The organism is Bartonella sp. TT67HLJMS, assembly GCF_042193375.1.
In the GTDB taxonomy this organism is placed as follows: Bacteria; Pseudomonadota; Alphaproteobacteria; order Rhizobiales; family Rhizobiaceae; genus Bartonella; species Bartonella grahamii.
On sequence record NZ_JBHILP010000007.1, the window covers coordinates 1 to 14,235 of the forward strand.

10 protein-coding genes are annotated in these 14,235 nt (G+C 35.8%); 5 read left to right on the plus strand and 5 right to left on the minus strand.

All coding sequences use genetic code 11. The annotated features are described in order from the left end of the window. Positions 1–249 precede the first annotated feature (249 nt). Positions 250–1,641: an amino acid permease gene (locus ACFIJQ_RS05365; protein WP_375628950.1), complete on the plus strand. Its 1,392-nt coding sequence runs from the start codon at positions 250–252 to the stop codon at positions 1,639–1,641. Positions 1,642–1,755: 114 nt separating this feature from the next. On the opposite strand, the gene ilvC is transcribed toward ACFIJQ_RS05365, so the two are convergent. The 3 genes from ilvC to ACFIJQ_RS05380 form a co-directional block, all read right to left on the minus strand. Beyond that, the gene (gene ilvC, locus ACFIJQ_RS05370) at positions 1,756–2,775 is read right to left on the minus strand and encodes a ketol-acid reductoisomerase (protein WP_015856608.1); all 1,020 of its coding nucleotides are present in this window, start codon (positions 2,773–2,775) and stop codon (positions 1,756–1,758) included. A gap of 1,158 nt (positions 2,776–3,933) precedes the next feature. Then, positions 3,934–4,668 (minus strand): pyridoxine 5'-phosphate synthase, encoded by a 735-nt coding sequence (locus ACFIJQ_RS05375; RefSeq protein WP_375628952.1) that lies wholly within the window; start codon positions 4,666–4,668, stop codon positions 3,934–3,936. An 85-nt stretch (positions 4,669–4,753) separates the two neighbouring features. After that, on the minus strand, positions 4,754–5,875 hold the full coding sequence (locus ACFIJQ_RS05380) for an ATP-dependent RecD-like DNA helicase (protein ID WP_375627119.1): 1,122 nt from the start codon (positions 5,873–5,875) through the stop codon (positions 4,754–4,756). A 1,037-nt stretch (positions 5,876–6,912) separates the two neighbouring features. Here ACFIJQ_RS05380 and ACFIJQ_RS05385 point away from each other — a divergent pair. From ACFIJQ_RS05385 to ACFIJQ_RS05400, 4 genes are all read left to right on the plus strand, one after another. After that, positions 6,913–7,839, plus strand: coding sequence for a D-2-hydroxyacid dehydrogenase family protein (locus ACFIJQ_RS05385; protein WP_375628954.1), 927 nt, complete (start codon positions 6,913–6,915; stop codon positions 7,837–7,839). Between the two features lie 232 nt (positions 7,840–8,071). Beyond that, the gene (locus ACFIJQ_RS05390) at positions 8,072–9,319 is read left to right on the plus strand and encodes an MFS transporter (RefSeq protein ID WP_273788079.1); all 1,248 of its coding nucleotides are present in this window, start codon (positions 8,072–8,074) and stop codon (positions 9,317–9,319) included. A 290-nt stretch (positions 9,320–9,609) separates the two neighbouring features. After that, on the plus strand, positions 9,610–9,813 hold the full coding sequence (locus ACFIJQ_RS05395; RefSeq protein ID WP_273788078.1) for a hypothetical protein: 204 nt from the start codon (positions 9,610–9,612) through the stop codon (positions 9,811–9,813). A 233-nt stretch (positions 9,814–10,046) separates the two neighbouring features. Then, a complete protein-coding gene (locus ACFIJQ_RS05400) occupies positions 10,047–10,319 on the plus strand; it encodes a TauD/TfdA family dioxygenase (protein WP_273788077.1) in 273 nt (90 codons plus the stop codon). Between the two features lie 672 nt (positions 10,320–10,991). Here the strand turns inward: ACFIJQ_RS05400 and ACFIJQ_RS05405 are convergent. Together ACFIJQ_RS05405 and miaA are read right to left on the minus strand one after the other, a co-directional pair. Further along, positions 10,992–12,791, minus strand: a complete 1,800-nt coding sequence (locus ACFIJQ_RS05405; protein WP_375628957.1) for an acetolactate synthase 3 large subunit — start codon at positions 12,789–12,791, stop codon at positions 10,992–10,994. Positions 12,792–13,060: 269 nt separating this feature from the next. Further along, a complete protein-coding gene (gene miaA / locus ACFIJQ_RS05410; protein WP_273788075.1) occupies positions 13,061–13,933 on the minus strand; it encodes a tRNA (adenosine(37)-N6)-dimethylallyltransferase MiaA in 873 nt (290 codons plus the stop codon). Between the last annotated feature and the right edge of the window lie 302 nt (positions 13,934–14,235).

Here is a 14,235-nt window from a genome sequence, read left to right on the forward strand (position 1 = left end):
TATTATAAATATTATAATTTATATTATGTTTATAATATATGTATAAAACATAAAAAATATAATATAATTTATATTTTATTTCTTGTGTATAAAATAGTTATTCCATTAATTTATAATGTTTTTTCTTTGTTCACATATAGTCATAGAAAAAAATTCCTTTACTCCTTGACCATAGCGTGTTCCGATAGAAGAGATTACCTTTTTTAGGATAATTTTTATTTAAAAGTAACTAAGGGGAAATTCCCAAAAATGAACAAACAAAATTTAGAAAAAAAACCTAAGAAGAAATTGCAACGTGGACTACATAACCGACACATACAACTTATAGCCCTTGGTGGAGCGATTGGAACAGGTCTCTTCATGGGATCAGGAAAAACAATCAGTGTAGCAGGCCCCTCAATTCTACTCGTTTATGCAATTATTGGTTGTGCTCTATACTTTGTCATGCGTGCTATGGGAGAGTTATTGCTTTCTAATACACAATATCGATCTTTTATTGACTTCTCAACCGATCTTCTAGGTCCGTGTGCCGGATTCTTTATCGGCTGGACATATTGGTTGTGTTGGATTGTCACCGGAACTGCTGAAGTTATTGCTATTGTCACTTATACACACTTTTGGTGGCCTGAACTCAATTCGTGGATTCCTGTTATAATTGGTCTAATGTCCTTTTTAATTCTTAACCTCGTCGCCGTAAAACTATTTGGCGAACTTGAGTTTTGGTTTGGTTTTATCAAAATCGTAGCAATTCTAGTCTTAATTGTTGTAGGATTTTATATGATCTTTACCGGTTTTGTCTCTCCAAACGGCACGGTTGCTTCTCTTAGCCATATATGGAATGGTGGAAATATTTTTCCGCGAGGAATTACAGGCTTTTTTGCTGGATTCCAAATTGTTATTTTTGCTTTTGTTGGCATTGAACTCGCTGGAACAGCTGCTGCTGAAGTACAAGAGCCTCAAAAAGCTTTACCACAGGCTGTTAATTCAATACCAATCCGCATTGTATTCTTTTATATATTCTCTCTTCTTGTGATTATGTCTGTGACGCCGTGGGATCAAATCAGTCCAGAAAAAAGCCCATTTGTAACAATGTATGCACTTATTGGTATTCCAACTGCTGCTGGTTTGATGAACTTTGTTGTCCTCACAGCTGCCGCATCTTCAGCAAATAGTGGAATTTTTTCTACCAGCCGTATGATATATGGGCTAGCAACACAAAAAGGTGCTCCTAAATTTTTAGGAAAACTTTCTCGTAACCACGTTCCAGCCAACGCATTATTCTTTTCATGTTTATGCATCTTATTTGGTTATGCAGTTGTATCGTTATCTCAAACCCTCATAGCTGCTTTTACAATTGTTACGACGATTGCCGCAATTTTGTTTATATTTGTATGGTCTATCATTTTGATCAGCTATATCGTCTATCGTCGTAATCGTCCTCTCCAGCATACTGTCTCTCCTTATAAAATGCCAGGAGGTGTTGTTATGTGTTGGGCGCTTCTTATTTTCTTTGCATTCATTATTTATTTATTATCATTAGAAGCTGATACTGCCATAGCTTTAAAATACACTCCAGCGTGGTTCATATTTTTAGGAATTGTATACTTTCTTTTTGGAAGAAAGAATTATGCAAAAAATTAAAAAATAAAGCTTATGTTGCAAAAAATATATAAAAAAGGGTAACTTTAGTTACCCTTTTTTGATATTTATCTATAAAATTATAAAAGCTATTTACAAAATATCTCTTTAGAAGCTTCAATTACGCTCTTTATCAACCAAAGCGTTAGATTTTATCCAAGGCATCATAGAACGAAGTTTTTTACCAACTTCTTCAATAGGATGATTATCATTTAAACGCCGCATGCCTTTAAAATGAGCTGCACCAGCTTTATACTCTTGAATCCAATTTGACGTAAATTTACCTGTTTGAATATCCTTCAAAATACGCTTCATTTCTGCTTTTGTTTCATCAGTAATCACGCGTGGACCAGACATATATTCGCCCCATTCAGCCGTATTGGAAATCGAATAATTCATATTTGCAATGCCCCCTTCATACATGAGATCAACAATCAGTTTAACTTCATGTAAACACTCGAAATAAGCCATTTCCGGTGCATAACCTGCTTGTGTTAATGTTTCATAACCTGCTCGAATCAGTTCAACAAGACCTCCACAGAGAACCGCTTGTTCACCAAAAAGATCAGTTTCGCACTCTTCTTTAAATGTTGTTTCAATCACCCCAGCACGTCCACCACCAAGACCACATGCATAAGACAATGCTACATTATGAGCATGTCCTGAAGCATCTTGTGCCACCGCTATTAAGCAAGGAACACCACGACCAAGTTGGTATTCATTGCGCACTGTATGACCTGGACCTTTAGGAGCAATCATCACAACATCAACTGTTTTTTTAGGTTCAATTAAGCCGAAATGAATGCTCAAACCATGCGCAAAAGCAATCACTGCCCCATCACGTAAATGATCATGAATATGCTCTTTATAAATATCAGCTTGCAATTCATCTGGTGTTGCCATCATGATGAGATCTGCCCATTTTGCAGCTTCCGCAACACTCACCACTTCAAAACCATCGGCCATAGCCTTCTTAACTGTTTCCGACCCTGAACGCAAAGCTATTTGCACATTTTTAACACCGGAATCTTTCAAATTTAAAGCGTGCGCACGCCCTTGAGAACCATAACCAACAATGGCTACTTTTTTCCCTTTAATAAGATTAACATCCGCATCACGATCATAATAAACACGCATAAAAAACTTCCTTCTTTTTCTATTTAAACTGGATTTCAGATTATTTTTATTAAATAAGAAACATTATCTTCAGTGCATCACACACTTATAAAGACAAAAAACACCGCTTATAAGAACATAGCAATTGAATAATTTTTAAAGTTTACATATTGCATAAAAAAAACTGTAGTCCCCAAACATTCCCAAAACATATACGGATCCCCACATCAACTTCAACTGCTATTCCACAAAAACAATAATTACACAAAACAAGATTTTTAAAGAAAATATATTTGCTAATATTTTACTCTTCTATCGTGCAACAAAACACTATATTCTAAAAATTAAGATACAATATACAACTTTTAACATGAACCAAATCAATACGGATAGCAAGAAAAATTACAAAATAACAAGTATTGTTTTAATACAATTTTTAAAAGCATATACAAAAATATCTTTAGAATAATAGAGATGACGTTTTTACTTTTTACGTTCTTTAATATCAGCGCTTCTCACGCGAAAAAGAACACCCCCATACTGACATTATGTTATTCATTTATGGCGTCTTATAAAAAACTTTTAATGTGCTCGAGCCCTTTTCAAAAGTCCCCTATAATCGCCTAAAAGATTTATTGCACACCACTCTCTTTACTTCATAAAGCTACAAGTCGATATCATCATTCTATTTGACAGCTCTTATTGCATTAAGCCTATTCATAAAAAGCATTTTCTGATTTTAAATCTGTTCATGATAAAATCATCAAAACCCTTATATGCCAAAAACTGCCACAACATTGAATTAGCCAATAAAATGATGATAGCAATAGACTTCATATCATCCATAGAGATTTTACATTATACTATTTACAGATAACCCGTAAAATGAGCTCAAACATAAAGAAAATTTGTGTATTGATCCATAAAAATCCTACGCATTCCTTTACAAGGAAAATACTTTCCAACCCCTATTTTTTCTCCCTAATAGAGATAGTACAAATAAAAAACATCTCATACACTCAAAAACAAAAGATAGAAAGCAACCAATAAACAGAGCAACAATAGAATATTTATAATGCACGCTAATAGTGCTATTTATCTAAACATATATTATTTTTTTAAGATAAATTGGCAGAGCTTTATAAAAATTTCTCTTTCAATTTCATAGAGAGAAAAAGATTACGATAATAACCGGATAAAACGCTGAACAGTATCACGCATTCCATACTCTAATGCATCGGCAATGAGCCCATGGCCAATAGAAACTTCATCAAGCCAAGGAATGTTTTTGACAAGAGCAGGAAGATTAGCAATCGTCAAATCGTGACCTGCATTGATACCTAATTGCAGTTCTTTGGCTTTTTTTGCTGCTAAAACAAGTTTATTGAGCTCTTGATCCTGTTTTATCTTATCCTGAAATGCCCCCCCATAAGGTCCAGTATAAAATTCCACACGATCAGCCCCTATTGCTTTAGCAATATCAAGACCATCGATCGTAGGATTAGCAAAAAGTGATACACGAATCTTTCTTTTTTTCAAATGCTGAATAATAGGTGTTAAAAATTCTGCATCATGAGAAAAATTCCAACCATGATCAGACGTTGACTGCGCTGGATCATCAGGAACAAGGGTAATCTGATCAGCATACTTTTCTGCTATATCCAAAAATTGATCACTGGGATAGCCTTCAATATTAAACTCAGCTGTAGGAAAATTGTTCTTGATTAAACAGTATATATCTGGCAAATCTGAAAAACGAATGTGCCTTTCATCAGGGCGTGGATGAACAGTCAAACCTGCTGCTCCAGCAGCAAGCGCTATATGCCCAATATTCGTGATACTTGGCCACGGAAGATTACGTCGATTACGCAAAACAGCAACAGCATTAAGATTAACCGAAAGTTTTACCGCCATGCCCATTTCCATTTTTCTGTAGTGTGTAACAAGATAGAAAAAAGGCATTTTCCATCTGAAACTTAGATAATATACATATTTTTTTCTATCGAACAATCATTAAACGTTCTGCTGCGCGCGTAATTCCCGTATAAAGCCAGCGCGCATACATATCACGAAATGCAAAACTTTCATCAAACAAAACGACGTTATTCCATTGAGAACCTTGCGCTTTATGAACCGTTAATGCATACCCATAATCAAAATCATCATATCGCTTTTTTAATTGCCATGAAATTTCTTGATCAGGGTTTTCAAACGCGGCTTTTAACAGTTTAATCTTTGCTACCCCACGCTCACTTTCTTCTGGTTTCACAAGAAGATTAATACTTGGTTTAACTGTTTCCTTCTGTGAAGTCATCACCTTCCATAAAGAGCCATTCAACAAACCTTTAGTAGGATCATTTCGCAAGCACACAAGCTTGTCTCCTGCTTGTGGATAATCTGCTGTAAATCCTTTTAACACACGCAAACGCTGATTATAAAGGTAGCGTGTACGATTAACCCCTACCAATACCTGATCAGCATCCAAAACCAATTGTTGATTGACCTCTTTACGTGTAACAACGCGAGCTTCTCCATAGTCACCATAAGCAATATCGCGTCCTTCACGCACATCCATAGCAAGACGTATAATCGGATTATCCCGCGCTTGCCGATGAATTTCTGAAAGAAGAAAATCTGGTTCTCCATTAGAAAAAAATCCTCCACCTGATATAGGAGGCAATTGACCTGGATCACCAAGAACAAGAATTGGCGTCCGGAAGCTCATTAAATCACGCGCCAATTTTTCATCTACCATTGAACATTCATCAACAATAATGAGCTTAGCTTGTGCAGCTGCACTCCTCCGATTTAATGCAAATGTTGGAGCAATAGACTTCTTTCCCGTAACTTCATCGGAAACTTCTTCTTCCCCACGCGGACAATAAATCAACGAATGAATAGTACAAGCATTACTGGCGCCTTTAGAGCGCAAAACCTGTGCCGCTTTGCCTGTAAACGCCGCAAACTGAACAGAACCATCAACTGTTTCTGCAAAATAGCGTGCCAGCGTTGTCTTACCCGTCCCCGCATAGCCAAAGAGGCGAAAAAGTGGAGAACGCCCCTCTTTCAACCACGCAGCAACAGCCTTCAATGCATTATCCTGTTCCGGTGAAAATTGCATAGCTTACCAACATAAGATTTGCATAAAAAGAGCAGTATTTTGAAAAAAACCGACTATCAAGAAAAACTTTTTTATTAAGAATTGCTGACACACGCCCATCTAACAACTTTCATAGCACAATTATCAATTATTTACCCATTGCTTTTTCAAGATATTGTAACAATCTAAATTTTATCTATACATCGATCTTCTTGGTAACACCTTATACTTATCAAATAAAATATCATTTTTTACAACAGTAACACCAACAATGGAATATACATATCTTAAATTTAAAATAATACCTATATACGCTTTTTCTAACCAAAATTTAGAATGAGAAAAAGAGCATTGCAATTGCAAAACCCTCGCTAGAAAAAATGTCCTTAACAGGATAAGAATAATGTAATTTTATGAATACTATTTTACACAATCACTCAGCCTTCTTGCACATAAAAATAAAGTACATCCACTATTACGAAATAATAATTAAATATATCAAACACCTTTTAGCAGAAATAGAAATAGCTCTCAACAAAACGACTTAATCCTATGATGATACACCTATAAAGGTCCTATCTCCCTCTTATCATGATTTTAATAAATTTACTCTTCATGCTACAAATAAGTTATATCTCAACGAACAAAGAGAAACATCACGCTTATATGAAGCACGCTTTATCTCGCACAAATATGTAGCTTTTTCTGTTTCGACAATAAAATCTGGTTCGTAAGTATGGCCTTCTTGGTAGTCTATTATAAGAAAACTGGGACATGGGTTTCAGTCCAGCGTAGCACTTCAGGTCCGTCCTCTAAAATATGAGAAAAGTGCAATTCTCCATCTACTGAGTCAAACTTTTTGTCGCAATGTGTTAAAGTTTATAAAAACTAACTGATTAATGATATTCTTATTGCTAAAAATAACAATGAAATCAAGGGGTATAATTTGTTAATAGGCTTGGCGTTATGTCAAAATATCAGCGACGAGATTGCTTTTTGATTGTTTTAGAAATGAAATAATGAGCTCCAATATTGATGAATGAAACGGGAGATTTAAATTGAAAATATTAATTCCAGATGACTATCAAAAAGCCACCCTAAAATTACAATCTATTACAAAATTAATGAAATCGCATGAAGTGCTGGTTATAAATAATTTAGCTAAAGAATGTGATTTAGAAGATAAGCTCAAAGAGATAGATATTCTTATCTTAATCAGAGAGCGGACTATAGTTGATAGAAATCTTCTCCTGAAACTGCCAAATTTAAAATTAATCTGCCAAACAGGCCCTATAGGTTCACATATTGATATAGAAGCTTGTAGAGACTTAGGAATTGAAATATTAGACGGTGGTGGAGATCCAACTTCTGCTGCTGAATTTGCGTGGCTCTTAATTATGTCTGCGCGTAGAAAACTCTGTAAATCTGTATCTGATATGAAAAAAGGACGATGGCAAACAACATTTGGCAACCAAATGAAAGGGGCTACTCTTGGAATATTCGGGTTTGGGCGTATTGGTAAAATGGTTGCTCAATATGCTCAAGCTTTTGGTATGTCTATTTTGGTTTATGGGAGCGAACGTTCAACGCAAGAAGCAAAAAATTTAGGTTATCATTTTACGCATTCAAAAGATGAATTTTTTACACGTCCTGACATTATATCCATCCATTTACGTTTAAGCGATAAAACCAGAGAAATCATTCAATTAAATGATCTATTGAGCATGAAACCTCATGCTATTTTTGTCAACACAGCGCGTTCAGCTTTGGTTGAAAAAGGGGCGATAGAAAAAATACTAAGTTTGGAAAATTCAACTTACTTTGCACTGGATGTTTATGACAGCGAGCCGGTATATGAAAGCAAATTATTGCAATCAGATAGAGTTCTTTGCACACCGCATCTGGGCTATGTGACTGAAGAAAGCTTTGAGAATTATTTTGAAAAAGCTTGCCAAAATATAGCTTCTTTTATAAAGAGCGCTTGATGCCGGATGAGCCAATGTTTGTAAAATTTATCTTATATCGCTAGCCTATCAAATTTGCACGACACATAATAGCTTATTTCCTTAAATTAAGCATATTCCTTAGCTTTCATATTAAGACCAATCGTATTGACAGATTTTTATGTAATCAGCATAAAATACCTAATTTATTGTTGCAAGCATTATTAAAAAAAAGGCCACTTTATTGGAATACACTTTAATTGGAGGGGGCATAGTGAGCAATAATAAATTTATAGAAAAAAATTATTATAGATGGATTATATTGCTTGTTGCCACTATCGCTCAAGCATCAGCTTGCTTCTTTGTTCAAGGGATTGGTCCTTTAGCTGAATTTTTTAAGAAGGATTTCTTGCTGAGTGACTCTCAGATAGGTTTGCTGTCTTCAGCAGCGCAGTTCCTACCTATTATTGGGTTACTTGTAGCTGGCGAATTACTAGACAAGTTTAACGAGCGCTATATTGTTGGAGTTGGCGCGATCGGCGTTTCTGTCGCTCTTTTGTTGGGAGCAATCGCAGATAACTATATTTCCCTTTTGGTTTGTTTGCTAATTGTAGGGGGATTTTATAGTTCTGCTCAACCCGGTGGTGCTAAATCTGTTTCTTCATGGTTTCCACAATCGCAGCGCGGATTTGCAATGGGAATAAGGCAGGCGGGACTACCATTAGGTGGTGCATTAGCTGGGATAGTTCTTCCTGCTAGTGCGCTTGTCTATGGCATACAAGGTGCGTTTTTGGTCGGTGCCATCGTTTCTTTTTTAGGTGGATGTATATTTATTATTTTTTATCACTCACCAGCAAAAGTTGTAGCTATCGTTACAGAAAGCAAGACAAAAGTTTCGTTCTATGCAAATGTAAGGTCTCGTCTTGCGATGTTGGCTGCACCGCATATGAAGAATATCATTTTTTCAGGCGTTTCACTTGTGATAGTTCAATATGTTTTAACCATTTTTATAACGATTTATTTTTATAGAATCTATCACCTGTCTTTAGATAAAAGTGCTTATTTGTTTTTTGTTTCACAAGCTTCTGGTGCCTTAGGAAGAATTATTTTAGCAGCGTGGAGTGATCATTGTAGAAAAGGACGATTTTTTCCTGTCTTGTTTTGCATGATTGCAATCGTTTTTGGATTTTTAATATTAATTTTTGGCATGAGTGGATCGATAATTTATTTAACTATTTTATCTGCTTGGTTAGGTTTTTTTGGATTAGGATGGTATGGCCCTTGGGTTGCTTATATTGTAGACTCTTCGCCGAAAGAAAGCGTTGGTTTTTCTCTGGGGTTAGCAATGTCTGTAAATCAAATCGCAATTATTACTGCTCCACCATTATTTGGATTAATCCAAGATTTTACAAACACTTATTTACTAACATGGCTGATTTTAATTTTAATGATTGTTTTTTCACTTTTCTTAATAAAAAAAATAGGGAAATATAATTGGAGAGGAAATTATAATGATAAATGAAAATACTTTTGAATTGAGCAATATCGAAAGAGACAAACTTTGAGAAGCTTTAGACCATGTTATTTATGATCCATACGGGTGGTATTGAATATTCGGTTGAACTAAAAAAATAGCATTTTCGCTGCTACCCCATAGAATATTGACAATTCTTATGAATCAAAAGGTGTCTATTACCCCGAGACCATATAATCTTTGAAAACCTTCCAATTGATAGACAAATTAATACGTCACCTAATCCTTATAATTTAGATGCGTCTTGTAAAAATGGCTATATTAGCGAAAATTTAATTATGATGTTTTCTTTATTGATCGGAGAGCCTTATTTAATTAAGTTTGAAGGCAAACATATAGTAAATAACCTGGTTCCTTTAGAAGATAATAAAAAAGATTATACAGGATTAAGATCTGCAGTTGAGTTAGATTTTCATATAGAAAATGCTGCACTAAAATTTATAAGAGGTTTAAATTTATCTCCTAAAGGGATATTTTTCTAAAGGGATATTTTTCTGGTGTTCACAATGATGTTGATGGCCCGTTAACGAGAATATCTGATGCACGTCTAGCTTTAAAACTTTTAAGTGAGAAGGATTTGAGGAGCTTAAGGGATAATTTATATATAATTAATGTTCTCTATAGAGGAGAAAATTGGTAACCTCTACAAGTAAAGTGCCTCCTAGTTCAAGAGGACGGTGAATTCCAAGATATCAGCGCTGTTTTTTATCCGGGCATGTTAGAGCCACAGTCAAAAAAAGCTAAGGAAGCTTTAAATCATTTTTATGAAGCTATGAAGACTGTATCTTTTGGAATTGACGTACAACCAGGAAGATTATTATACATTGATAACAGAATGGCTCTACACTCTGGAGGTAAATTTTTTGGATCATTTGATAGTTATGAAAATTCAATGCGGTGGATTCAAAGAGTGTTTGTGTCTGCAGATTTATGGAATCATAGATATGTAAAACAAATAAAAGAAAGAGTATTTGATTTTCAATGTTAATGTCCTGATAATGATACGATGTTGAGTATTATTCCAGTTTATATATATATATATTGACTACACATCTCATATGTATAGATTTCCCCCGCATAATCAGGTGAGATTACTACCTGATTATAAGCTATGGTGGCTAATTGATTTTCTATGGCTGCATTTGATCTTTGTTATTTTTTCCCTTCCTTTCAAGCCGCTAGGGGGATTCTCCTATCAATCTCTTGAAAGAGCGATTTGGAGCAATTTCATAATGCAAAACCAAAACATAGTGACAAACTTTTCTATTGTTTTCATAGGCATGACGGTTTGCATAGTCGCACCTTTCAAGCACGGTGGCTTTTTTTGCACAATGGAATCTTTCATATATGAGACAACATAATTAATTTATAAGAGACAATTCAATATATTATCTAAAAAATGCACCGAAATAGCTATTAATGTGAACATATGAATTAAAAAAACAAACATCGCGTACAAATAAATTCAAACATAATTGGGCACACGACTTATAACATTTTTTAGATGAACAAATAATAATACACCCCATGTCTTTAAACAAAGAATGAAAATCATAAAATGAGCTCTAAGGATAATAGGAACTCTCCACAAAGAAGAGACAGAGATGAAGACTTTAAAGACTTCATCACCATCCTTTACTATTTTGTTAACATATTCATTTTATACAAGAATCTTTCCCTCGGAAGAAACAGCATTTGCAACAGCTTCCTCGCTTGCCTCATCGGGTAATAACATCTCATTATGAGCACATCCCGATGGGATCATAGGAAAACAGTTTTCTAAATGATAAACACGACAATCAAAAAGAACAGGCTTATCACAGTCAATCATCTGCTGAATTTTATTATCAAGTTCATCGGGTTTTGAACAATGAATTCCCACGGCTCCATAAGCTTGTGCTAATTTCACAAAGTCAGGCATAGATTCCGTATAAGAATGAGAAAGACGATTACCATGTAGCAATTGCTGCCACTGGCGAACCATCCCCATATACTGATTATTTAAAATGAAAATTTTTACAGGTGTGTCATGCTGAATAGCTGTTGCAAGTTCTTGAATATTCATCTGAATGGAGGCATCACCAGAAATACACACAACAAGCGCATCAGGATGGGCTATTTGAACACCGATAGCCGCCGGAAGACCATACCCCATCGTTCCAAGACCACCAGAAGTCATCCAATGTTTTGGTTCATCAAAATGATAATACTGTGCTGCCCACATCTGATGCTGTCCGACATCCGTTGTGATATAAGCATTCGCATCTTTGGTCAGTGCATAAAGCCGTTCAAGAGCATATTGTGGCATGATAACATCTTTTTTTTCCATATATGCCAATGAATTACGTGATCTCCAACGATTAATTTGCGTCCACCACGCCTCACGGACTTCACTGTTAAACGCTGGTTTCTGTATCTTTAAGAGTTGCGTCATATCTCCTAAAACACAAGCCACATCACCAATAAGTGGAACTTTCACTTTTACGATCTTATTAATAGAAGAAGGATCAATATCAATATGGATAATACGCGCATGAGGTGCAAATGCATCCAATCGCCCTGTGATACGATCATCAAATCGTGCTCCAACAGCCAACATGACATCACAATCATGCATAGCCATATTAGCCTCATAGGTTCCATGCATCCCAAGCATTCCAAGCCAATTTTTGCCAGAAGCGGGATAAGCACCAAGCCCCATGAGTGTTGACGTAATCGGAAAATCACCCAGTTGAACTAAATCGCGCAAAAGCTTTACAGCTTCCATCCCTGATGAAATAACACCACCACCAGAATAAATAACAGGACGCTTTGCTTCTACTAAGAGAGAAACAGCCTCTTCAATAGCCTGCGCATTCCCTTTCGGCTTTGAATAAGAACGCATAAATGTCGGCGCTTGAGGTGCTCTATAAATTCCTGAAGCAAATTGAACATCCTTAGGAATATCAATCAAAACCGGTCCAGGACGACCTGATTGAGCAAGAGAAAAAGCTTCATGAATAATAGCCGCAAGATCATTGACGTTTTTAACCAGCCAATTACGCTTCGTACAGGGCTTTGTAATTCCAACCGTATCAGCTTCTTGAAAGCCATTTGTTCCGATGATCGTTGTCGCTACCTGACCAGAAAAACAAACAAGAGGTATAGAATCCATAAGAGCATCTTGCAAAGGTGTAACAGCATTCGTTGCGCCTGGACCAGAAGTCACAAGCATAACACCTACCTTTCCAGTACTGCGTGCATAACCTTCAGCAGCATGACCTGCAGCTTGTTCATGGCGCACCAAAATATGCTGGAGTGTATCTTGGTGATAGAGCACATCAAAAATAGGCAGAACAGCCCCACCAGGATAACCAAAAATATGTTTAACCCCTTGATCTATAAGAGCCTGAATCACTATTTCAGCCCCCGACATTATTTTTCCATCTGCACTCTCTTGCTTTCTTGGATCATTTCTCATTTTTCCCACTCACCTACTTGATAGGACAATAAAAAAGCCCCTAACGGAGCCCATAAAAAAAGACCCCAAAGGAGCCCATTACACAACACATACTGTATGATCACCCCCATTATTCCAACGTATAAAATATATAAAAATTTCCTTGTAGAAAGATTTCTAATTCCATTGATACCATTCGTCAATAAAAAATTATATTTTCTAAAAAATTCTTTTTCACGAATTATCTTTTATCTTTCGATAAGTTTCTTTGCAAAGCTCTAGCTCTTTTATCAAAAAGTAAGCATCCATTCTTCATCAAATTGATTACGAAACCATGTCATTTGTCTTTTTGCATATCTCCTCGTTTGTGTTTTCACCGCTTCAAGAGCATTCTCAAAGCTTCTATATCCATCCAAATAAGCCATAAATTCAGGTATACCAATAGCCTTCATTGCAGGTAATGAAGGTGAAAGCATAAGATTCTTCATGATCATCACCTCTTCTAAAACTCCTCTTTCAATCATAGAATCCAAGCGTTTATGAATACGTTCATAAAGCAGAGGACGTGGTGGCATAAGAAGAATTTTTTCGGTGAAATTCGGCGCAATGAGAGGTGTTGTTTTTTGTTTCTGCCACCAACTGAGCGTCTTACCGGTTGCATCATAAACTTCCAAAGCACGAACAATACGCTGTCTATCGTGCGAAGAAATTTTTTCAGCAACAACAGCATCAATCTGCAACAACTGGCGATAAAGACTTGCAACGCCCTCTTTATCAAGCCGAAGTCGCCACTTCTGCCGAACAACATCTGGAACATGAGGAATTTCCGAAATTCCCTCTAAAAGAGCACGAAAATAAAGTCCTGTTCCACCAACAAAAATAACTGATCTTAAAGAAAAAGTAGCCAAGAGCTTCTCGACATCACACAACCATTGCCCTACTGAATAATTCAAAGTAGGACTCACATGACCATAAAGATAATGTGGAACAATCGCAGTATCAGCCTCCGTAGGCCGTGCCGTTAAAATATTTAAAACATCATAAACCTGCATTGAATCAGTGTTAATAATGAGAGCATTTTTTTCTTGAGCCATTTGCAAGGCAAGTTCTGACTTCCCACTTGCCGTTGGTCCCGCTATTAATGTAACTGTTCTCTGTGTCATGAATAGCAATTTCTCCCAATCAATAACTTATTGCAACACACAGCCCCCCAAAGCCCCTATGAAACTTATAAAAAAAGAAAAAATGGACTTAATAACGACACCAAAGGAATTTCCAAGCATTTTTGCTATCATAATTTAATAATAAACTACAGCCATAATCATTCTGTCCGTTAGTCCATTAAAAATAAACATATTCTTTGTCATCATTTATGAAAATAATACTGAGTTTAATATATACAATCAAACAGCCTTACTTTTTCCTATAAAAACAGCATACTACTCCGATTTATAATAAGAGATTC

Coding starts and splice junctions, on each gene's coding strand:
- ACFIJQ_RS05365 (WP_375628950.1), top strand. CDS start 250: ATGAACAAACAAAATTTAGAAAAAAAACCTAAGAAGAAATTGCAACGT.
- miaA (WP_273788075.1), bottom strand. CDS start 13,933: ATGACACAGAGAACAGTTACATTAATAGCGGGACCAACGGCAAGTGGG.
- ACFIJQ_RS05375 (WP_375628952.1), bottom strand. CDS start 4,668: ATGGCGGTAAAACTTTCGGTTAATCTTAATGCTGTTGCTGTTTTGCGT.
- ilvC (WP_015856608.1), bottom strand. CDS start 2,775: ATGCGTGTTTATTATGATCGTGATGCGGATGTTAATCTTATTAAAGGG.
- ACFIJQ_RS05395 (WP_273788078.1), top strand. CDS start 9,610: ATGATGTTTTCTTTATTGATCGGAGAGCCTTATTTAATTAAGTTTGAA.
- ACFIJQ_RS05400 (WP_273788077.1), top strand. CDS start 10,047: ATGTTAGAGCCACAGTCAAAAAAAGCTAAGGAAGCTTTAAATCATTTT.
- ACFIJQ_RS05405 (WP_375628957.1), bottom strand. CDS start 12,791: ATGAGAAATGATCCAAGAAAGCAAGAGAGTGCAGATGGAAAAATAATG.
- ACFIJQ_RS05380 (WP_375627119.1), bottom strand. CDS start 5,875: ATGCAATTTTCACCGGAACAGGATAATGCATTGAAGGCTGTTGCTGCG.